19 protein-coding genes are annotated in these 20096 nt (G+C 72.2%); 12 read left to right on the forward strand and 7 right to left on the reverse strand.

Annotation, left to right across the window (positions count from 1 at the left end):
* The first annotated feature begins 158 nt into the window (after positions 1–158).
* Genes AB0I67_RS33185 through sucB form a run of 3 tightly spaced genes read left to right on the forward strand, consistent with a single transcriptional unit; the run spans position 159 to position 4624 of the window.
* Entirely contained in the window at positions 159–1676 is a 1518-nt protein-coding gene (locus AB0I67_RS33185; protein WP_357931732.1) for a leucyl aminopeptidase, read from the forward strand.
* Positions 1677–1714: 38 nt separating this feature from the next.
* The gene (gene lpdA / locus AB0I67_RS33190; protein WP_357931735.1) at positions 1715–3079 is read left to right on the forward strand and encodes a dihydrolipoyl dehydrogenase; all 1365 of its coding nucleotides are present in this window, start codon (positions 1715–1717) and stop codon (positions 3077–3079) included.
* A 30-nt stretch (positions 3080–3109) separates the two neighbouring features.
* Positions 3110–4624 carry a 2-oxoglutarate dehydrogenase, E2 component, dihydrolipoamide succinyltransferase gene (gene sucB, locus AB0I67_RS33195; protein WP_357931737.1) on the forward strand — a complete coding sequence of 505 codons (1515 nt, stop codon included), beginning with the start codon at positions 3110–3112 and terminating at the stop codon, positions 4622–4624.
* 199 nt (positions 4625–4823) lie between these two features.
* Here sucB and AB0I67_RS33200 read toward each other — a convergent pair whose 3' ends face one another.
* Together AB0I67_RS33200 and AB0I67_RS33205 are read right to left on the reverse strand one after the other, a co-directional pair.
* Positions 4824–5963: a CU044_5270 family protein gene (locus AB0I67_RS33200; protein ID WP_357931740.1), complete on the reverse strand. Its 1140-nt coding sequence runs from the start codon at positions 5961–5963 to the stop codon at positions 4824–4826.
* A complete protein-coding gene (locus AB0I67_RS33205; RefSeq protein WP_357931743.1) occupies positions 5960–6481 on the reverse strand; it encodes a sigma-70 family RNA polymerase sigma factor in 522 nt (173 codons plus the stop codon). The genes AB0I67_RS33200 and AB0I67_RS33205 overlap by 4 nt, the downstream gene beginning before the upstream one ends.
* A gap of 135 nt (positions 6482–6616) precedes the next feature.
* Here AB0I67_RS33205 and AB0I67_RS33210 point away from each other — a divergent pair, with 135 nt between their 5' ends.
* Entirely contained in the window at positions 6617–7351 is a 735-nt protein-coding gene (locus AB0I67_RS33210) for a methyltransferase (RefSeq protein ID WP_357931745.1), read from the forward strand.
* Between the two features lie 6 nt (positions 7352–7357).
* Here AB0I67_RS33210 and AB0I67_RS33215 read toward each other — a convergent pair whose 3' ends face one another.
* On the reverse strand, positions 7358–7924 hold the full coding sequence (locus AB0I67_RS33215) for a TetR/AcrR family transcriptional regulator (RefSeq protein ID WP_357931748.1): 567 nt from the start codon (positions 7922–7924) through the stop codon (positions 7358–7360).
* Positions 7925–8000: 76 nt separating this feature from the next.
* Between AB0I67_RS33215 and AB0I67_RS33220 the strand changes: the two genes are divergently transcribed.
* From AB0I67_RS33220 to AB0I67_RS33255, 8 genes are all read left to right on the forward strand, one after another.
* Positions 8001–8414 (forward strand): organic hydroperoxide resistance protein, encoded by a 414-nt coding sequence (locus tag AB0I67_RS33220; RefSeq protein WP_357931751.1) that lies wholly within the window; start codon positions 8001–8003, stop codon positions 8412–8414.
* 21 nt (positions 8415–8435) lie between these two features.
* Positions 8436–9317, forward strand: a complete 882-nt coding sequence (locus tag AB0I67_RS33225) for a TIGR01777 family oxidoreductase (protein WP_357931754.1) — start codon at positions 8436–8438, stop codon at positions 9315–9317.
* 74 nt (positions 9318–9391) lie between these two features.
* A complete protein-coding gene (locus AB0I67_RS33230; protein ID WP_357931757.1) occupies positions 9392–10111 on the forward strand; it encodes a peptidase E in 720 nt (239 codons plus the stop codon).
* 15 nt (positions 10112–10126) lie between these two features.
* Entirely contained in the window at positions 10127–10807 is a 681-nt protein-coding gene (gene lipB, locus AB0I67_RS33235) for a lipoyl(octanoyl) transferase LipB (protein ID WP_357931760.1), read from the forward strand.
* Positions 10808–10852: 45 nt separating this feature from the next.
* The gene (lipA, locus tag AB0I67_RS33240) at positions 10853–11782 is read left to right on the forward strand and encodes a lipoyl synthase (RefSeq protein WP_357931762.1); all 930 of its coding nucleotides are present in this window, start codon (positions 10853–10855) and stop codon (positions 11780–11782) included.
* Positions 11783–11911: 129 nt separating this feature from the next.
* Positions 11912–14266 (forward strand): glycoside hydrolase family 3 C-terminal domain-containing protein, encoded by a 2355-nt coding sequence (locus AB0I67_RS33245; RefSeq protein WP_357931765.1) that lies wholly within the window; start codon positions 11912–11914, stop codon positions 14264–14266.
* A gap of 72 nt (positions 14267–14338) precedes the next feature.
* Positions 14339–15013, forward strand: coding sequence for a DUF4191 domain-containing protein (locus tag AB0I67_RS33250; RefSeq protein WP_357931767.1), 675 nt, complete (start codon positions 14339–14341; stop codon positions 15011–15013).
* The gene (locus tag AB0I67_RS33255) at positions 15014–15802 is read left to right on the forward strand and encodes a class I SAM-dependent methyltransferase (RefSeq protein WP_357931770.1); all 789 of its coding nucleotides are present in this window, start codon (positions 15014–15016) and stop codon (positions 15800–15802) included.
* A gap of 21 nt (positions 15803–15823) precedes the next feature.
* Here AB0I67_RS33255 and AB0I67_RS33260 read toward each other — a convergent pair whose 3' ends face one another.
* From AB0I67_RS33260 to AB0I67_RS33275, 4 genes are read right to left on the reverse strand one after another with little or no spacing between them, the layout of a single operon-like run.
* Positions 15824–16615 carry an SDR family NAD(P)-dependent oxidoreductase gene (locus AB0I67_RS33260; protein ID WP_357931773.1) on the reverse strand — a complete coding sequence of 264 codons (792 nt, stop codon included), beginning with the start codon at positions 16613–16615 and terminating at the stop codon, positions 15824–15826.
* Entirely contained in the window at positions 16612–17454 is an 843-nt protein-coding gene (locus AB0I67_RS33265; protein ID WP_357931776.1) for an amidohydrolase family protein, read from the reverse strand. Before AB0I67_RS33265 ends, AB0I67_RS33260 begins: the two co-directional genes overlap by 4 nt.
* A 9-nt stretch (positions 17455–17463) precedes the next feature.
* Positions 17464–18645: a mandelate racemase/muconate lactonizing enzyme family protein gene (locus tag AB0I67_RS33270; RefSeq protein ID WP_357931778.1), complete on the reverse strand. Its 1182-nt coding sequence runs from the start codon at positions 18643–18645 to the stop codon at positions 17464–17466.
* Entirely contained in the window at positions 18645–19988 is a 1344-nt protein-coding gene (locus AB0I67_RS33275) for an aspartate aminotransferase family protein (RefSeq protein WP_357931781.1), read from the reverse strand. Before AB0I67_RS33275 ends, AB0I67_RS33270 begins: the two co-directional genes overlap by 1 nt.
* Positions 19989–20096 lie beyond the last annotated feature (108 nt).

The raw sequence follows: 20096 nt of genomic DNA on the forward strand, positions 1-20096 counted from the left end.
CCCCGCTCGACGGCGGGCGCGCGCGGGGGCACCAGGAGACAAGGCTGTGCGGCGTGCCAACCGCGACCGCCGAGGCAGGAGACGCCTCTGAGAGCGGGGTCAATTGGTGGGATGATCCTCTATGCTGGATCAGGCAAAAGATGGGATGACCCTCTGTTATGCGTAGGGACAAACCCTGGATAGCATCGGTTTACGTGACCACTGTGCGGCTGAACTCAGCAGACCCTGTCTCATATGACACCGACGCTCTGATCGTCGGATTCCACTCCGGCGCGGCCGGTCCCGCCGTCGCGGCGGGCGTCGAGGGGCTCGACGGTCTCGACGCGGCCTTCGGCGGCAAGCTCGGCGCCACGCTGGCCCAGCTCGGCTTCCACGGCAAGGCCGGGGAACTCGCCAAGGTGCCCACGTTCGGCGCCGTCACCGCCCCGCTCCTGGTCGCCGTCGGCCTCGGCGAGGAGACCAGCGTGGAGGGCCTGCGCCGCGCGGCCGGCTCCGCCGTACGCTCGCTGAAGGACACCAAGCGGGCCGCGCTGGCGCTGCCCGCGGGCAGCGCCGAGGAGGCCGAGGCGGTCGCGCTCGGCGCGCTCCTGGGCGCCTACACCTTCGACCGCTACCGCGCCGACAAGCAGCAGGCCGTCGAGACGATCGAGGTGCTGTCCGCCGCCGGGTCCGAGGCCGGGGAGCGCGCCTCGGTGCTGGCCGAGTCGGTCGCCCTGGTCCGTGACCTGGTCAACACCCCGCCGTCCGACCTGTGGCCGGGCAAGTTCGCCGAGATCGCCGAGGAGCGCGGCGCCGAGGCGGGCATCAAGGTCGAGGTGCTGGACGAGAAGCAGCTCAAGGAGGCCGGTTACGGCGGCATCCTGGGCGTCGGCCAGGGCTCCTCGCGCCCGCCGCGGCTGGTCCGCCTGTCCTACACCCACCCCGAGGCCGCCAAGACGCTGGCCTACGTGGGCAAGGGCATCACCTTCGACTCGGGCGGCCTGTCCATCAAGCCGTCGGCGGCGATGGACTGGATGAAGTCCGACATGGGCGGCGCGGGCGCGGTGCTCGGCGCGCTGATCGGCATCGCCAAGCTCGGCCTGAAGGTCAACGCGATCGGCTACCTCTGCCTGGCCGAGAACATGCCCTCCGGTACGGCGCAGCGTCCCTCCGACGTCCTGCACAGCTACAGCGGCAAGACCGTCGAGGTGCTCGACACCGACGCCGAGGGCCGCCTGGTCCTCATGGACGGCATCGCCCGCGCCGCCGAGGACGACCCCGACCTGATCGTCGACGTCGCCACCCTGACCGGCGCGCAGATCGTCGCCCTGGGCTGGCGTACGGCCGGCGTCATGTCCAACGACGACGAGGTGCGCGAGGCCGTCGTGGCCGCGGCCGACGCCGCCGGCGAGGGCGCGTGGGGCATGCCCCTGCCCGAGGAGCTGCGCAAGGGCCTCGACTCGCCGACCGCCGACATCGCCAACCTGCACCCCGAGCGCTGGGGCGGCATGCTCACGGCGGGCATCTTCCTGCGGGAGTTCGTGCCCGCGGGCGTCAAGTGGGCGCACATCGACATGGCCGGCCCGGCCTTCAACAAGGGCGAGCCGCACGGCTACACCCCCAAGGGCGGCACGGGAGCCTACGTCCGCACGCTGATCGGACTGGCCGAGCGGCACGCATCCAGCGCCGGCAAGTGAAAAGATGACGGCATTGAAACCGGACAAGGAGCAACCCCGTGGCCTATGACATCGTCGTCCTGGGTGGCGGTAGCGGCGGCTACGCCTGCGCGCTGCGCGCGGCCGAGCTGGGCAAGTCCGTCGCGCTGATCGAGAAGGACAAGATCGGCGGCACCTGCCTGCACCGCGGCTGCATTCCCACCAAGGCGCTCCTGCACTCCGCCGAAGTGGCCGACGAGGCCCGTGACGCCGCGGCGTACGGTGTGAAGGCTCGCTTCGAGGGCATCGACCTGCCCAAGGTGCACGAGTTCAAAGACAAGATCATCACGCGCGCCTGGAAGGGCGTCCAGGGGCTGCTCAAGTCCGCCGGGGTGACCGTCATCGAGGGTGAGGGCCGCCTGGTCGGCCCCAACCGCGTCCAGGTCGGCGACGAGGTCGTCGAGGGCGCGAACGTCGTCCTGGCCACCGGCAGCGCCCCGAGGTCGCTGCCGGGCCTGGAGATCGACGGCGAGAAGATCATCACGAGCGAGCACGTCCTGAAGATGGACCGCCTGCCCAGCTCGGTGGTCGTGCTCGGCGGCGGCGTCATCGGCGTCGAGCTGGCCAGCGTCTATAAGTCGTTCGGCGCCGAGGTCACCATCGTCGAGGCCCTGCCGCACCTGCTGCCGACCGAGGAGGAGTCCAGCTCCAAGCTGCTGGAGCGGGCCTTCCGCCGGCGCGGCATCAAGTACGAGCTCGGCGTCTTCTTCGAGGGCGTCAAGACCACCGACACCGGCGTCGTCGTCTCGCTGGCCAACGGCAAGACGCTGGAGGCCGACCTGCTGCTCGTGGCGGTCGGCCGCGGCTCGGTCAGCGCCGGGCTGGGCTTCGAGGAGCAGGGCGTCACGGTCGAGCGCGGCTCGGTCGTCGTCGACGAGTTCTGCCGCACCTCGGTGCCGGGCGTCTACGCCATCGGCGACCTGATCCCGACGCTGCAGCTCGCCCATGCCGGGTTCGCCGAGGGCATCCTGGTCGCCGAGCACATCGCCGGGCTCAACCCGCCGCCCATCGACTACGCGGGCGTGCCGCGCATCACCTACTCCGACCCCGAGGTGGCCTCCGTGGGCCTGACCTCGGCGCAGGCGGCCGAGCGCGGCATCGAGATCGTCGAGCAGGTCTACGACCTGGCCGGCAACCCCAAGAGCCAGATTCTCGGGACGGGTGGCGCCGTCAAGGTCATCGCCCAGAAGGACGGGCCCGTCGTCGGCGTCCACATGGTGGGCCGCCGCATCGGCGAGCTCGTCACCGAGGGACAGCTGATCTACAACTGGGAGGCGCTCCCCGCGGAGGTCGCCCAGCTCATCCACGCCCACCCGACCCAGTCGGAGGCTGTCGGCGAGGCCATGCTGGCTCTCGCGGGCAAGCCCCTGCACGTACACAACTAACAGGCCCTCGAAAGAGCGAGAGAAGAAACGATGCCGGTCTCCGTACAGATGCCCCAGCTCGGCGAGAGCGTGACCGAGGGCACCGTTACCCGTTGGCTGAAGAAGGAGGGCGAGCGCGTCGAGGCTGACGAGCCGCTCCTCGAAGTGTCGACCGACAAGGTCGACACCGAGATCCCGTCTCCGGCCGCCGGCGTGATCACCAAGATCGTCGTGGCTGAGGACGAGACCGTCGAGGTCGGCGCGGAGCTGGCCATCATCGACGAGAACGGCCAGGCCGGCGCGCCCGCCGCGCAGGAGGCCCCGGCCGCCCAGCCGGAGCCGGAGCCCGAGCCGGAGCCCGCTCCGCAGCCCGAGCAGCCCGCCTCCTCGATCCCGCAGCCCGCGCCCGCGCAGCCCGAGCCGGCCCAGGCGCCCGCGCCGCAGGCCGCCCAGCCCGCGCAGCAGGCTCCGGCCGCGCCGCAGCAGTCCGCTCCGGCCCAGCAGGCGCCGGCCCCGCAGGCTCAGCAGACGCAGGCGCAGTCGACCGAGCCCGCCCCGCTGCCCTCCTCCGGTGAGAGCCCCTACGTCACGCCGCTGGTGCGCAAGCTCGCCAGCGAGCACGGCGTGGACCTCAACACCCTGACCGGCACCGGTGTCGGCGGCCGTATCCGCAAGCAGGACGTCCTGGAGGCGGCCAAGGCCCAGCGCGAGCAGGCCCCCGCCCCGGCTCAGGAGGCCCCGGCCGCCCAGGCGCCCGCCGCCCAGGCTCCGGCTCCGGCCGCCCAGGCCCCCGCGGCCCAGGCTCCGGCCGCCGCTCCCGAGCCCGTCGCCGTCGACACCACCCTGCGTGGCCGCACGGAGAAGATGTCGCGCCTGCGGCAGACCATCGCCAAGCGCATGGTCGAGTCGCTCCAGACCGCCGCGCAGCTCACCACGGTCGTCGAGGTCGACGTCACCAAGATCTCCCGGCTGCGTGACCAGGCCAAGGCCGAGTTCCAGCGTCGTGAGGGCGTCAAGCTCTCCTTCCTGCCCTTCTTCGCCATGGCCGCCGTCGAGGCGCTCAAGCAGCACCCCAAGCTCAACGCGGTCATCAACGACGAGACCAGCGAGGTGACCTACCACGACGTCGAGAACCTCGGCATCGCGGTCGACACCGACAAGGGCCTCATCGTGCCGGTCGTCAAGGGCGCGGGCGACCTCAACATCGCCGGCCTCGCCCGCAAGATCGCGGACGTCGCCGACCGGACCCGCACCAACAAGATCAGCCCGGACGACCTGGCCGGCGGCACCTTCACGCTGACCAACACCGGCAGCCGCGGCGCCCTGTTCGACACCCCGATCCTGAACAAGCCGCAGGTCGGCATGCTCGGCACCGGGTCCGTCGTCAAGCGCCCGGTCGTCGTCGACACCCCCGAGGGCGAGGTCATCGCCGTGCGGTCGATGGTCTACCTCGCGCTCACCTACGACCACCGTCTCGTGGACGGCGCCGACGCCGCGCGCTTCCTGACCACGGTCAAGAAGCGCCTGGAGGAGGGCCGCTTCGAGGCTCAGCTCGGGCTCGCCTGAGCTACGCGGTAGGCGGTAACCGAACCCCGGCCGGGGCTTCCCGGCCGGGGTTCCTCTTTTCCGGCCGCCGCGTGCCGCGCCGTCCTTCTTCTCTCGTACGGCAGGCAGACGAAAGGCCGCCCGCCGTAACCGGCGGGCGGCCTTCCAGGGATACGGTCACCGGCCGCGCCGCGCACCCGCCGCGACGCCGGGCCGGGGGTCAGGAGTCGCGGGTGTCGGTCCAGCCGCGCTGGATCTGGGTGACGGAGTTCCAGACCGCCCCCGCCTCGAAGTCCTTCTGCAGCCCGCCCGGCGTGACCACCACGCTCTCCCGGGCCAGCGCGGCCCCGGCCGCCTCGTCGATGATCAGCCGGTCCTGGAGCACGCCCCGCTCCCCCGTCCGGGCGATCGAGTCGGTCTCGATGGCGACAGCCGTACCGGCCCGGCCCCGGGCGTCGGTGACCTGGCCGGTGGCGGTGACCGAGGGCAGCGCGGCCAGCATCCGGAAGGCGGCGGCCCGGACCCGGGCGCTGACCGGCATGTCGGTGATCAACCCGGCGGTGGTCTGGAAGAGCCACGCGTCCTGTCCCATGGGCCGGTCGGACTCGGTGTCGTGCCCGGCGTAGTAGCGCAGGAGCCACTTCTTCAGCCCGTCCGGGTCGTCCGGCAGGGCGCGCAGGTCGGCCATGGTGACGTTGCGGCCGAGCCAGAAGATCTCCTCGCCCGCGGCGTGCCCGGGCGACGGCTTGCCGGGCGCGGTGGAGAGGGTGATCGTGCCCTTGCCCGGCACCGCGACCTCGATCTCGGCGGGCGCGCCCGCCTCCTGCCACTTGGCCCGGTCGGCCTCGGAGGCGGGCTGGACGCCCAGAGGCTGGGTGACGTTCCAGTGGCCGCGGGCGGAGACCCACGTGCGGATCCGGGTCTCCTCGGCCACCAGGTAGCCCGCTGAGGCGCGGTAGAGGGTGCGCTGGAGGAACTCGGTGTGCCAGTAGGTCCCCGAGGCGGGCGGCTGCTTCTCCGCCGAGGTGGCGGCGACCAGGAGGACGTCCCTGGCCGACAGCTCGACCGGAGCCGGCGGGCCGGACGGGGTCGCCGTGCCGCCGGAGGCCGCGGTCGGCACGGGCTGCGGGGCCGTACCGCCGGGCAGGCCGCCGGTCACGACCACGGCGGTCGCCGCGGCGGCGGCGACGGCCAGGCCGAGCGCCCAGCCCCGGCGGCCACGCGCCGGGGCGCGGCGCGGCTCCGCGGGCTCGCCCTGGGCGAAGGCGTGGGCGAGTTCGGTCTCGCGGGTGCGCTCGTCCGGCGTGGAGGCGGCCAGGTGGGCCGGCCGGGCGGCGCGCAGGTCGTCGATCGGGTTCATGAGGGCTCCCTGGACAGGTCGAACCGGGACACGGCAGTAGGGGCGGGGCGGTCCAGCTCCTGCTGGAGGCGTTTGCGCGCCCGGTGCAGCCGGACGCGGAAGGTGGGCGCCGAGCAGCCGACCACCTTGGCCGCCTCGCGCGGCGTGAGCCCCTCCCAGGCGACCAGCAGGAGCAGGTCACGCTCGTCCTGGGTGAGGCCCTCCAGGGCCTTCAGGAGCGCGAGCCGCTCGGCGACCTGCTCTCCGACGTCGCCGGCGACCCATTCGCGCAGCTCGCGGCGGAAGCCCTCGCGGCGGGCCTCCTCCCTGATGTTCTCGCGCAGGACGTTCCTGGCGATCCCCAGCAGGTACGGCAGGGCGTCGGCGGGCAGGTCGCGGAACTTGCGCCAGGCGATGGCGAACGTCTCGCTGACCACCTCGTCCGCCACCTGCCGCCCCGCCCGGCTGACCACGTAGGCCCAGACCTGTTGCCGGTGCCGGTCGTACAGGGTGGTGAACCGCTGTCGATCGTGCGTCACCGCCTCAACTCCTCATGTCCCGGTTTCGGATTGACACTAGGGAGTGCTCCGGGCGGCCCGATCGTTACCGGCGATTTTCGCAACCGGGCGAAAACGGTTCGCCCGGGGGACACAACCCTTCTAGGGTGGCCGACCATGACCGACTCGATGCCACAGTTCACCGGGGCCATGCTCGACTTCAACGCCCCGCTCTCCCAAGCCCGTGCCGACCGGCTGGTCGCCCTCCTGGCCGCGCGGAAGCCGGCCACCGTGGTGGATCTGGGGTGTGGCTGGGGCGAGTTGCTGCTGCGGCTGCTGGAGGCCGTGCCGGAAGCGCACGGGACCGGGTTCGATCTGCGGCCGGAGGCCGTCGCGCGCGGGCGGGCGAACGCGAAGGCGCGCGGCCTGGACGGCCGGGTGGAGCTGAAGGAGGAGAGCGCCGAGGGGTTCGGCGGCACGGCCGACCTGGTGCTCAACATCGGGGCCTACCACGCCTACGGCACCATCGACGAGGCGCTCAAGGAGATCCGGCAGCGGCTGGCGCCCGGCGGTCGGCTGGTGTTCGGGGCGGAGTTCTGGGAGCGGCCGCCGAGCGAGGAGCGGCTGGCGCAGATGTGGCCGGGCACCTCGGCCGACGACTGCGTGGACCTGCCCACGCTGGTGGACCGGGCGGTCGCCGCCGGGTTCCGGCCGCTGGACATCGGGACCGCCACCCGGGTGGAGTGGGAGGAGTTCGAGTCGGGCTTCGCCGCCGAGGTCGAGGCGTGGCTGCTGGACAACCCCGGGCACCCCGAGGCCGAGGCCACCCGGGCCAAGCTGGACGACAACCGGCGGTACTGGCTGCGCGGCCACCGCGACCTGATGGGCTTCGCCTACCTCGTGCTCGGCTGAGCGAGGTCAGATCTGGACGTGCTCGCCCAGCGCGCGTAGGACCGCCTCGCGGACGACCCCCTTGAGCACCTCGGGGTCGTCCAGGTCGGCGCCCACGGCCAGGCCGTCGCGCAGCAGCACGAGGATCGAGGCGATCCGCTCCGCCTCCGGGTGTCCCGCCGCCGCGACCAGGTCGCGCACGGTCGAGCGGAACCACGCCCGCTGCGCGGCCACGGCCTGCCGTACCGGGTGGGCCGGGTCGGGGTACTCGGCGGCGGCGTTGATGAACATGCAGCCGCGAAAGCCGGGCTGGCGGCTCCACTCGCCCAGGGCGTCGTACAGGGCCAGCAGCCGCTCGCGCGGCCCGTCGCCGGGCACCCCGGCGATGGCGGCCCGCTGGAGCCGGCCCTGGTCCTCGATGTAGGCCCTGACCAGCTCGTCCTTGCTGGGGAAGTGGTGGTAGAAGGTCGCCTTGGCCACGCCGGCCTCGGCGATGATGCGGTCGATGCCCACCGCGTGGATGCCTTCGGCGTAGAAGAGCGCGGAGGCGGTCGCCATGATCCGGTGGCGGGCGGGGCTTTCCTGGCGGGCCATGACTTGACGATACCAGACAGATCTGTCTACTGTGGATTCGAGCCAGACAGACCTGTCTGTACAGAAGGAGTCCAGCATGAGCGCGCTCTACACCGCGATCGCCACCGCCAACGGCCGCGAAGGCCGCGGCGTCACCAGCGACGGCAAGCTCGACGTCACCCTCGCCCCGCCGAAGGAGCTGGGCGGCAGCGGCGCCGGCACCAACCCCGAGCAACTGTTCGCCGTCGGCTACGCCGCCTGTTTCAGCAGCGCGCTCCAGCTCGTCGCCAAGCGGATGAAGGTGGACGCCGCCGACGCCTCGGTGACCGCCGAGGTCGGCCTGGGCCCCAACGGCGACGGCGGCTTCACCCTGGACGTCACGCTGCGCGTGGAACTGCCCGACCACGTGGACCGCGAGCAGGGCGAGGCGCTGGTCGAGGCGACCCACCACGTCTGCCCGTACTCCAACGCGACGCGCGGCAACATCCCGGTCACCCTCGTGATCGAGTAGGACCCGGCATAGGCTGGACGCATGGTGATCGTGGTCACGGGAGCGTCCGGCCTGCTCGGCACCGCGCTGGTCCGCGCGCTGACCGAGGAGGGTCACGAGGTCGTCCGGCTGGTACGGCGAGCACCACGCGACCCCGGCGAGCGCACCTGGGACCCGACGGCCAAGGAGCCCGCGCCCGGCCTGCTGGACGGCGCGCAGGCCGTGGTGCACCTCGCCGGCGCCCCGATCGGCCGCCGCTGGAGCGCCGCGGTCAAGCGCGAGATCGTGCGCAGCCGCATCGACTCCACCCGCCTGCTCACCGAGGCCGTCCGCCGGACGGCCACCCCGCCCGAGACGCTGGTCTCGGCCTCCGGCATCGACTTCTACGGCGACACCGGCGAGGCCGTGATCGACGAGAGCACGCCGCGCGGCACGGGCTTCCTCGCCGAGCTGTGCGAGCGCTGGGAGCAGGAGGCCCGCAAGGTGCCCGCCCGCTCCGTGCAGCTCCGCACCGGCCTGGTGCTGAGCCGCGACGGCGGCGCGCTCGGCCCGATGCTGCCGATCTTCAAGCTCGGCCTGGGCGCGCCGCTGGGCTCGGGCCGGCAGTTCTGGCCGTGGATCGCGATCGACGACTGGGTCGGCGCGGTCCAGCACGTGCTGCGCACCCGCGAGGTTTCCGGCCCGGTCAACGTGGTCGGCCCGGACCCGGTGCGCAACCGCGACTTCACCCGCGAACTGACCGCCGCGCTGCGCCGGCCGATGATGCCGATCCCGGTGCCGAGGCTCGCGCTGGGCCTGGCGCTGGGCGACTTCGCGCGCGAGGCGCTGCTGTCCAGCCACCGCGCGCGGCCGAAAAAGCTGGAGGACAGCGGCTACGCGTTCCGCCATACCCGCCTCGATGGGGCACTGGCCGCCGTACTCTAACCAAGCGCCCTGGCGAGGCGAAGGGGTAGGGTGCGGGCTTGTTCGACCAGCACAACCACGTGGGAGTTCCAACCATGAGCAGCGGCCAGTCTCACATTCTCGCGATCGGCGGCGGATCGTTCCGCGCCACCGAGCGGCACGGATTCATCGAGGCCAGTCCCCTGCTGCGCTACGCGCTCGATCTGACCGGCCAGGACCGGCCGAAGCTCGGCCTGCTGGCCACCGCCACCGGCGACGACAGCGACTGGCTGCTGAAGATGTACGGCGCCTTCGCGGGCTGGGACGTCGAGGTCAGCCACCTGACCGTCTTCCCGATGCCGAACGTCGAGGACCCGCGCGCCTGGATCCTCGAGCAGGACATGATCTACGTCAGCGGCGGCAGCGTCGCCAACCTCGCCGCGCTGTGGCGGCTGCACGGTCTCGACGAGGCCTTCGCCGAGGCCTGGAAGGCGGGCGTGGTGCTGTCCGGGCAGAGCGCGGGCGCGCTGTGCTGGCACGTGGGCGGCAACACCGACTCCTTCGGGCCGACGCTGCGGGTGTGGGCCGAGGGGCTGGGACTGCTGCCGTACTCGTGCGGGGTGCACTACAACTCCGACCCGCAGCGGCGCGAGCTGCTGCAGGCCTCGGTGGCCAGCGGCGAGCTGCCCGAGGGGTACGCGGCCGACGAGGGCGTGGGGCTGCACTACGTCGGCACCGAGTTCATCCAGGCGGTCACGGTGGACCCGGCAGGCTTCGCATACAAGATTGAAAGGGACAAGGAGTTCCGGATCGAGCCTCGGCTGCTGACCGCCTGACATACCCTTGCCTATGTGCGCACGAATCCCTCCCGTCTCGCGCTTGTCCGCCTTGGGGTAGACGTCCCCTATGAACAGGCCTGGACCTTGCAGCGGAGTGTGCACGCCCAGCGGGTGGCCGACGCCGTCACCGACACCGTCCTGATGCTGGAGCACGCGCCGGTCTACACCGCGGGCCGGCGCACCGCCGCGCACGAGCGGCCCGCCGACGGCACGCCCGTCATCGACGTCGATCGCGGCGGGCGCATCACCTGGCACGGGCCCGGGCAGCTCGTCGCCTACCCGATCATGCGGGTGGCCGACGTGACCGAGTACGTGGGCCGGCTCGAAGAGGCGATGATCCAGATCTGCGCCGACTTCGGGGTGACCGCCCGGCGCATCCTGGGCCGCGGCGGCGTGTGGGCGATCGGCGACGCCGCGCTCGGCCTGCCCGACCGGCAGCTCGGCGCGGTCGGCGTCCGGGTGGCGCAGGGCGTGTCGATGCACGGGCTGTCGCTCAACTGCGCCAACGACCCGCGCTGGTTCAACCGGATCGACCCGTGCGGCATCGCGGGTGCCGGGGTCTCCAGCCTCAGCGCCGAGACCGGGCGGCGGATCGTGGTGGAGGAGGTCCTGCCGATCGCCGAGAAGCGGCTGGCCGAGATGTTGCGGCGCGAGCCGTACGACCTGCACGAAGAGGACCTGCGGCGGATGTGACCGGGCCGGTGCGGCCGGATCCCGCGATGGACGTAAGCTGGAACAGTGACCGTTGCTCCTGACGGGCGCAAGCTCCTCCGCCTGGAGGTGCGAAACGCCCAGACCCCAATCGAGCGCAAGCCCCCGTGGATCAAGACCAAGCTGAAGACGGGTCCCGAGTACACCGAGCTGAAGTCTCTGGTGCGCCGCGAGGGCCTGCACACGGTCTGTGAAGAGGCGGGCTGTCCCAATATCTACGAGTGCTGGGAAGACCGCGAGGCGACCTTCCTCATCGGTGGCGACCAGTGCACGCGCCGGTGCGACTTCTGCCAGATCGACACGGGCAAGCCCAAGGAGTACGACAAGGACGAGCCGCGGCGCGTGGCCGAGTCGGTCCAGCAGATGGGCCTGCGTTACGCCACGGTGACCGGCGTCGCCCGCGACGACCTGCCCGACGGCGGCGCCTGGCTCTACGCCGAGACCGCCCGGCAGATCCACACGCTGCTGCCCGGCTGCGGCGTCGAGCTGCTGGTGCCCGACTTCAACAACATCGACGAGCAGCTGGAGGAGGTCTTCTCCAGCAAGCCCGAGGTGTTCGCGCACAACATCGAGACGGTGCCGCGCATCTTCAAGCGGATCCGGCCCGCCTTCCGCTACGAGCGCTCCCTCGAGGTGATCACCAAGGCCCGCGCGGCCGGCCTGGTCACCAAGTCCAACCTGATCCTGGGCATGGGCGAGACGCGCGAGGAGGTCGTCGAGGCCATGCGCGACCTGCACGGCGCCGGCACCGACCTGCTCACGATCACGCAGTACCTCCGTCCCACCCCGCGCCACCACCCGGTGGAGCGCTGGGTCAAGCCGGAGGAGTTCGTGGAGCTCCAGGCCGAGGCCGAGGCGATCGGTTTCGCCGGCGTGCTGTCCGGGCCGCTGGTCCGGTCGTCCTACCGCGCCGGACGGCTCTACCAGCAGGCCATCGAGGCCCGGCAGAGCGCCTGACCCGTCGTCCCGTCGAAGGGGCCGCACCGTCATCGGTGCGGCCCCTTCGCGTTTCCCCACGAACCGGCAAAGGTAACGCAATGGTCTCAAACCTATCGAGCAGTCGGTTAGTTGGGTAACACTACCGACGTGGACTTCGACGCATTGATCAACAAGCTGGACCTGCCGACCAAGATCCGCCTGCTCACCGGCGCGGACATGTGGTCGCTCACCCCCCTCCCCGAGATCGGCCTGGACCGCCTGGTCATGAGCGACGGCCCGATCGGCGTGCGCGGCGAGCAGTGGAGCTCGGCCGACCCGTCGATCGCGCTGCCCTCCCCGACCGCGCTGGCCGCCACGTGGGACCTCAACCTGGTCCGGCAGGTCGGCCGGCTGCTGGCCCAGGAGGCGCGCCGCAAGGGCGTGCACGTGCTGCTGGCGCCGACGATCAACCTGCACCGCAGCCCGCTCGGCGGGCGCCACTTCGAGTGCTACTCCGAGGACGTGCACCTGACCGGCGAGATCGGCGCGGCCTACGTCGAGGGCGTGCAGGACGGCGGCGTCGCCACCACCCCCAAGCACTTCGTGGCCAACGACTTCGAGACCGACCGCTTCACGGTGAACGTGAAGGTGACCGACAAGGTGCTGCGCGAGGTCTACCTGCGGCCGTTCGAGCGGGTCGTGCGGGCCGGCGCGTGGGGTCTGATGTCGGCCTACAACTCGGTCAACGGCACGACCATGACCGAGCACTCCGACCTGGTCAACGGCGTGCTCAAGGACGAGTGGGGCTTCGACGGCTGCGTCGTGTCCGACTGGACCGCGGTGCGCAGCACCGAGGCGACCGCGCTCGGCGGCACCGACGTGGCGATGCCCGGCCCGCACGGCCCCTGGGGCGAGAAGCTGGAGGCGGCCGTCCGCGAGGGCCGCGTGCCCGAGTCGGCCGTGGACGACAAGGTCCGCCGGATCCTGCGCCTGGCCCACCGCACCGGCGCCCTGGGCGGTGCCGAGCGCGCCGAGCAGGCGGAGATCGACGGCATCGCCCTGGCCCGCGAGGTCGCGGCCCGTTCCTTCACCCTGCTCAAGAACTCCGGCGACCTGCTCCCGCTGACCGGCGTGCGCACGCTGGCGCTCATCGGCTCGGCCGCCGCCGAGGCCCGGATCATGGGCGGCGGCAGCGCGCAGGTCTTCCCCGACCGCGTCGTCTCCCCGCTCGACGGGCTGCGCGAGTACGGCGGAGCCGAGGTGCGCTACGCGCTGGGCACCGACCCGCGGCTCAAGCTGGCCCCGATCGCCGAGCCCGCCCGTGCGCTCTTCCTCGACGCCAGTGGCGAGCTGCTCGCCGAGCACGAGCTGCCCAACTCCGAGGCCCGCTGGGTCGGCCAGGCCCCCGCCGACGTGGACGTGGAGCGGCTGGCCGCGGTCGAGATCCGCGCCACCTGCACCGCCGAGGTGGCCGGCGAGCACCAGTTCGCCATCTCCGGCGTCGGCCGCTTCACGCTGACCGTCGACGGCACGACCGTCTTCGACGACACCATCGCACCCGCCGGCGACGACCCGGCCGTGGCCTTCCTGCACGCGCCCGAGAAGCGCTTCCCGGTCACCCTCGCCGAGGGACAGCGCGTCGAGGTCACCCTGCGCCAGCACTCGGTGGCCAGCTTCAACGGCATGGTCCTGATCATGTTCGTGCTCGGGCACGCCAACCCCACGCTCGGCGAGGACGAGCTGCTGGCCGAGGCCGCCGAGCTCGCCGCCGCCAGCGACGTGGCCGTCGTGGTCGCCTCCACCACTCTGGAGGTGGAGAGCGAGGGCTTCGACCGCAAGAGCCTGGCTCTGCCCGGCCGCCAGGACGAGCTCATCTCCGCCGTCGCCCGCGCCAACCCGCGCACGGTCGTCGTCGTCAACGCCGGCTCGCCGGTCGAGATGCCGTGGCTGGACGAGGTCGCCGCCGTCCTGCTCACCTGGTTCCCCGGTCAGGAGGCCGGCGGGGCCCTGGCCGACGTGCTGTACGGCGAGGCCGAGCCCGGCGGGCGGCTGCCCACGACGTGGCCGGTACGGCTGGCCGACTGCCCGGTCGTGGACGTCACGCCGGTCGACGGGGCGGTGCCGTACGAGGAGGGCGAGTACATCGGCTACCGCGCCTGGGCCCGGCACGCCGTGCCGCCCGCCTTCTGGTTCGGGCACGGCCTCGGCTACACGTCGTGGTCCTACGACGCGATCGACGCGGGCAACGGTTCCGTCACGGTCTCGGTGACCAACACCGGCTCGCGCCGAGGCCGCGAGGTGGTCCAGGTCTACCTCGCCGCGCCCGGCGGCGACCCCAGGCTGGCCGGATTCGACGTGGTCGAGGCCGGGCCCGGGGAGAGCGTGGTGACGACGGTCTTCCTGCCCGAGCGGGCGGTGCAGGAGTGGGACGGCTCCGCGTGGCGGGCCGTTCCCGGCGAGTACACCGTGACCGCCGGGCGTAGCTACGCCGACCGCCCCCTGACCGCCTCCCTCACCGTCTAGCAGGATTTACTGCCACAAAGCGGGTCCACTCCGATGCAGGAGTGGGCCCGCTTTCTCGATATCCTGGACAACATGGCGACGTCCGACGAGAAGCCGGGGCGCATCAAGCAGCTCCGCATGATCGCGCAGATCATCCAGCAGGCCAACCCCAAGGGCATGCCCATCGTCTTCCTTTCGGCGGTGGCCACCCTGGCGGTGGTCGTCGTGGTGGGTGTGCTGCTGGGCTTCGTCTGGTATGCCGTCTTCCTCGGCCTCATGCTGGCCGTGCTGGTCGGCCTCATCGTCTTCGGGCAACTGGCCCAGAAGGCGCAATACTCCATCCTCCACGGCCAGACCGGCGCCGCGGCGGCCGTGCTGCAGGGCATGCGCGGCAACTGGCAGGTCACCCCGGCCATCGCGGTCAACCGCGACCAGGACCTCATCCACATGGTCGTCGGCTTCCCGGGCGTCATCCTCGTCTCCGAGGGCCCGAAGAACCGCGTCGGCAAGATGCTGGCCGCCGAGAAGAAGCGCGTGGCGCGCGTCGTGCTCGGCGTGGAGATCTACGACATCCAGTGCGGTGACGACGAGGGCCAGGTGCCCATCGCCAAGCTGCAGCGGCAGATCATGAAGCTGCCGCGCAACCTCAAGAAGCCCGCGGTCAACGAGGTCAAGGACCGGCTGCGCTCGCTGCCGAAGAACCTCCCCATGCCCAAGGGCCCGATGCCCAAGGGCACGCGGATGCCGCGCGGCCCCAAGATGCGCTAGGTGCGCGGCTCCACCCCGGACGCGCCCGGCTCGGGCGCGTCCAGCGCGGCCAACCGGCACTGGTGGGACGGCAACGCCGACGACTACCAGCTCGAACACGGCTCCTTCCTCGGCGACGCCCGCTTCGTCTGGGGTCCCGAGGGCCTCGACGAGGCCGCCGCCCAGCTCCTCGGCCCGGTCTCGGGCCGGGCCGTCCTGGAGCTCGGCTGCGGCGCCGCCCAGTGCGCCCGCTGGCTGGCCGGCCAGGGCGCCCGGGTCGCCGCCTTCGACATCTCCCACCGCCAGCTCCGCCACTCCCAGCGGCTCGACCTGGAGACCGGGCTGCACGTGCCGGTCGTGCAAGCCGACGCCGAGGTGCTGCCCTTCGCCTCCGGCGCGTTCGACCTGGCCTGCTCGGCCTACGGCGCCCTGCCGTTCGTCGCCGATCCGCTCGCCGTGCTCACCGAGGTCCGGCGCGTGCTGCGGCCCGGCGGCCGGTTCGTCTTCTCGGTCAGCCATCCGATCCGGTGGGCCTTCCCGGACGATCCCGGGCCTCGTGGCCTGACCTCTGACCGGTCCTACTTCGACCGGACCCCGTACGTCGAGCGCTCGGGGGCGGTGGTCACGTACGTCGAGCACCACCGGACGCTGGGCGACTGGATCTCGCTGATCGTCGCCTCCGGGCTGCGGGTCGACGGCCTGGTCGAGCCGGAGTGGCCGGAGGGGCACGACGGCGTCTGGGGAGGGTGGAGCCCGTTGCGCGGGCGCCACCTTCCGGGGACGGCCATCTTCACCTGCTCGGCCGGCTGATCGGCCGCCTGCCGTACCCCGTCAGCGGACGGTGTTGCGGTAGGGCGGCATGAAGCGCAGCCGGGGCATCTGGTCGGCGAGGACGCCGCCGTCGACCACCAGGGTGGAGCCGGTGACGTAGCGGGCCTGCGGCGAGACCAGGTAGAGGACGGCCGCGGCGACGTCGGCGGGGGTGCCGTAGCCGCCGCGCAGCGGGATGCGCGCGGTCCAGGCGGCCTCGAAGGCCTCGCGGTCGAAGGGGAAGTCGCCGTCGATCGGCGTGGCGATCATGCCCGGGGCGACCGCGTTGACGGTGATGCCGTGCGGGCCGAGCTCGGCGGCCAGCGACTTGGTGACGAGTTCGAGGGCGCCCTTGGAGGCGTTGTAGTGGGCCAGACCGGCCTCGGCCATGAGGCCGTTCTTGGAGGAGATCATCACGATCCGGCCGGGGATCCGGTCGGCGATCATGTGCTCGGCGGCGCGCTGGGCGAGGAAGAAGGGCGCGTCGCAGTTGACGCGCATGACCCGCCGCCAGTCGGCGACGGTGATCTCGTTGAAGTGCTGGAGGGCGGCCACGCCGGCGTTGTTGACCAGGATCGAGACGGGGCCGTGCTCGGCGCGGACGGTGTCGATCAGGCCGGGGAGGGCTTCGGTGTCGGCCAGGTCGAAGCCGTAGGCGGCCGGGTCGTCCTCGGGGAGGGTGCCGGGCAGGTCCACGGAGACGACCCGGGCGCCGGAGTCACGCAGGAGGTCGGCGATGGCCCGGCCCAGGCCGCGGGCGGCGCCGGTCACGACGGCCAGCTCACCCTCGAGGCCGCCGGGGAGGCCGGTCATGACAGGCCCAGCAGGTCGAGGGACGGGCGGTGGATGAGCTTCTCGATCTCGTCGCGGTCCAGGGGCGGCAGGCCGGGGATGCCGGGGACGGCGCCGACCGCGCGCAGGCCCTCGACGGAGGCGTCCACGGTGGTGAAGGGGTAGTCGCTGCCGAACAGCAGCTTGCCCCAGACGCCGTAGTCCTGCGCCAGGCGGAGGCTGTGCCAGAGCTGGAAGGGCCGGTAGTGCAGGGCCGAGACGTCGGCGTAGACGTGCCGGTGCTTGCGGATGACCGCGATGCACTCCCCCTCGTAGGGGTGGCCGAGGTGGGCGAGCACCATGCGGAGCGAGGGGTGGCGGATGGCCACCTCGTCCAGGTGCACCGGCAGGGCATAACGCAGCGGGGCGGCCGAGACGAAGGTGGTGCCGGTGTGCACGAGCAGCGGCAGGCCGTGCCGCTCGGCGTAGCCGTACAGGAACTCGTAGGCCGGGTCGGCGGGGTCGAACCCGGCGTACATCGGCATGAGCTTGATGCCGCGCAGCCCGAGGTCCTGGTGGCCGTGCTCCAGCTCGTCCTGCCAGCCGGGCTGGGTGGGGTCGAGGGCGAGGTAGCCGATCAGCCGGGCGGGGTGGCCCGCGACGTAGCGGGCCACCTCCGCGTCGTCCACCCAGAGACCTGACCTGCGCGCCTTCCCGCCGACCACGATGGTGCGGGTGTCGGCGGGGCTGCTGGCCGCGTACTCCTCCCACCGCACGGTCAGGTCCACGTGACCGCCGTGCGCGCGGGCCGACTCGGCGGCGAACGGGTCGCCGACGTGCGAGGGGCAGGAGAACAGGTGCGAGTGGACGTCGATGATCATTTTTCCGGCCTAACGGTCACGCTTTTCCCAGCCTTCGGCGAACATGTTCCAGAAGCGGTGCGAGGGCGGGTGCTCCTCGAAGACCTCGTCGACCAGTTCGATGCCGAGCCCGGGCGCGGTGGGCAGGCCGATGTGGCCGTCCACGATCGGCAGCGCGCCGCGCACCGCGTCGTGCACGTGGGCGTCCACCATGCCGTCGAAGGTCTCCAGGATGTGGAAGTTCGGCAGGCCCAGGACGGCGTGCACCGAGACGGTGGTGCAGACCGGCGAGTTGGAGTTGTGCGGCGCGACCAGCATGGCGTGCACGTCGGCCTGGGCGGCGAGCTTCCTGACCTCGGTGAAGCCCCCGGCCATGGACAGGTCGGGCTGGATGATGTCGACCGCGCCGGTGGCGAAGAGCCGGGCGTACTCGTAGCGGTTGTGGAAGTGCTCGCCGCCGGAGATGGGCATCGTGGCGCGCTGCCGGAGCTCGGCGTAGCGCTCGATGTGCGTCCAGGGCAGCGGCTCCTCGAACCAGCCGAGGTCGAACGGCTCCAGCTCGTGCACCAGCCGCATCGCGGTGGGCATGGCGAAGCGGGCGTGGCCCTCGACGAACAGGTCGGCCTCGGGCGCGGCCTCGCGCACGGCGGCGACGATGTCGATCGAGCGGCGCAGTTCGGCCCGCGACAGGGTGCCGAGTCCGGCGCCGAAGGGGTCGAACTTCAGCGCGGTGTACCCGCGGGCCAGCGCCTCGCGGGCCTTCTCGGCGAAGGTGGCGGGGTCGCGCTCGCCGGTGTACCAGCCGTTGGCGTAGACCCGGACCTCGCTGCGGCAGGCGCCCCCGGTCAGCCGGTAGGCGGGCACGCCGAGTGCCTTGCCCATGAGGTCGTAGAGCGCCTGGTCCACGCCGGACACGACGATCCCGCCGACGTCGCCGCCGCGCAGGAAGTCGCCCTGGTACATGCGCAGCCAGATCTCCTCGACGTCGAACGGGTCGGCGCCCAGCAGGTGGCGTTCGGCCATCGCCTCGGCCAGCGAGCAGGTCTCGCGGCCACGGTAGGGATGGGTGATCTCGCCGACGCCGGACAGGCCCTCGTCGGTCCAGATGCGGACGTAGGAGAAGTCCCGCCAGGCGGTCCCGAGGGTGAGGGTCTCGACCCGGCTGATCCGCCCGGCCTGGCCGGTGGGCCGGCTCTTGTCGATGGTGAGCATCAGCCGGCCGCCCCGCCCATGGTGCTGGCGCCGGTCAGGTCGAGCTCGCCGCCGGCGGCGAGCTGCGCGCGGGCCGCGACGGCGGCCGACTCCAGCAGGTGGTCGACGTCGGCGTCGGTGTGCGCGTAGGACACGTGACTGCGCTTGAGGTTGAGCGGCAGCTCGAAGATGCCGTGGTCGAGCAGCCGGCGCCGGTAGCCGATGAACATGGTGGCATCATTGCGCAGCAGGTCGTCGTAGGTGCGGGCGGGTCCGGTCAGGAAGTACTCGACGAAGACCGAACCATAGCCGGTGACCAGCGCGGGGATGCCGAGCGAGCCGAACACCTCGCCCAGGCCGGTGCGGATGCGCTCGCCGAGGCGGAAGACGTGCTCGTGCACGGGCTCGGTGCGCAGCTTGCGCAAGGTGGCGAGGGCGGCGGCCACGACGGCGGGGTGGCCGTTGTAGGTGCCGGCGAAGAAGGCGGGTCCGCCGGGCCGGGAGCTGAACAGGTCCATCAGGTCGGCGCGGCCTCCGAGCGCACCCACCGGGTAGCCGTTGGCGATGGCCTTGCCCAGGGTGGTCAGGTCGGGCGTGACGCCGGAGATCGCCTGCCAGCCGCCGAGGTGGTGGCGGAAGCCGGTGATGACCTCGTCGAAGACCAGGACGCTGCCGGCGCGGGTGCACTCGGCGCGCAGCGCCTCCAGGAAGGGCTGCTCGGGCAGGAGCGCGCCGACGTTGTGCGGCACCGGCTCGACGATGACCGCGGCGATGTCGGCGCCGTGCTCGGCGAAGGCGCGGCGCAGCGCCTCGACGTCGTTGAAGGGCAGCACGAGGGTGGCGTCGAGCACCTCGGGCAGGATGCCGGTGGAGATCGGGTCGTGGCCGCCCACCCGGTCGGGCGCGGAGATCACGTTGAGGCTGACCGCGTCGTGCCAGCCGTGGTAGCAGCCCTGGAACTTGACCACCAGGCGGCGGCCGGTGGCGGCGCGGGCCACCCGCAGGGCGTGGAAGGTGGCCTCGCTGCCGGTGCTGGTGAGCAGCACCTTCTCGATGCCGGGCACCAGCTCGGCGAGCGTCTCCGCCAGCTCGATCTCGCCGCTGGTGACGCCGACGCCGCACAGGTCGAGGGTACGGCCGGCCTCGGCGACCGCGGCGCTGACGTCGGGGTCGTTGTGGCCGAGCAGGGGCGGGCCGAAGGCGGCGTGGTAGTCGACGTACTCCCGGCCGTCCTGGTCGCGGAAGCGGGCGCCCGCGGCCTCGGCGATGACGAGCTCGCTCAGGCCGGGGACGTTGCGCTGCCCGCTGTTCACGCCGCCGGGGATGACCCGGCTGGCGCGTTCGGAAAGGACACGCTGGTTCAAGATCTCTCCTCGGGTGCGCACGCCGGGCCCAGCCCGGTCCGGCGAGCGCTGCTCTTCCGCCGCGTTTTGAAAAACACCGAACACTGTTTGGTCTTACCGAACAGATGT

Source organism: Nonomuraea sp. NPDC050310 (assembly GCF_040655795.1).
GTDB lineage: Bacteria > Actinomycetota > Actinomycetes > Streptosporangiales > Streptosporangiaceae > Nonomuraea.

What these genes read in the sequence shown, in the direction of transcription:
- AB0I67_RS33220 (WP_357931751.1), top strand. Translation starts at nt 8,001, where the DNA reads ATGAGCGCGCTCTACACCGCGATCGCCACCGCCAACGGCCGCGAAGGC.
- AB0I67_RS33210 (WP_357931745.1), top strand. Translation starts at nt 6,617, where the DNA reads ATGACCGACTCGATGCCACAGTTCACCGGGGCCATGCTCGACTTCAAC.
- AB0I67_RS33270 (WP_357931778.1), bottom strand. Translation starts at nt 18,645, where the DNA reads ATGCTCACCATCGACAAGAGCCGGCCCACCGGCCAGGCCGGGCGGATC.
- AB0I67_RS33225 (WP_357931754.1), top strand. Translation starts at nt 8,436, where the DNA reads ATGGTGATCGTGGTCACGGGAGCGTCCGGCCTGCTCGGCACCGCGCTG.
- AB0I67_RS33260 (WP_357931773.1), bottom strand. Translation starts at nt 16,615, where the DNA reads ATGACCGGCCTCCCCGGCGGCCTCGAGGGTGAGCTGGCCGTCGTGACC.
- sucB (WP_357931737.1), top strand. Translation starts at nt 3,110, where the DNA reads ATGCCGGTCTCCGTACAGATGCCCCAGCTCGGCGAGAGCGTGACCGAG.
- AB0I67_RS33250 (WP_357931767.1), top strand. Translation starts at nt 14,339, where the DNA reads ATGGCGACGTCCGACGAGAAGCCGGGGCGCATCAAGCAGCTCCGCATG.
- AB0I67_RS33185 (WP_357931732.1), top strand. Translation starts at nt 159, where the DNA reads ATGCGTAGGGACAAACCCTGGATAGCATCGGTTTACGTGACCACTGTG.
- AB0I67_RS33230 (WP_357931757.1), top strand. Translation starts at nt 9,392, where the DNA reads ATGAGCAGCGGCCAGTCTCACATTCTCGCGATCGGCGGCGGATCGTTC.
- AB0I67_RS33215 (WP_357931748.1), bottom strand. Translation starts at nt 7,924, where the DNA reads ATGGCCCGCCAGGAAAGCCCCGCCCGCCACCGGATCATGGCGACCGCC.
- AB0I67_RS33200 (WP_357931740.1), bottom strand. Translation starts at nt 5,963, where the DNA reads ATGAACCCGATCGACGACCTGCGCGCCGCCCGGCCGGCCCACCTGGCC.
- AB0I67_RS33265 (WP_357931776.1), bottom strand. Translation starts at nt 17,454, where the DNA reads ATGATCATCGACGTCCACTCGCACCTGTTCTCCTGCCCCTCGCACGTC.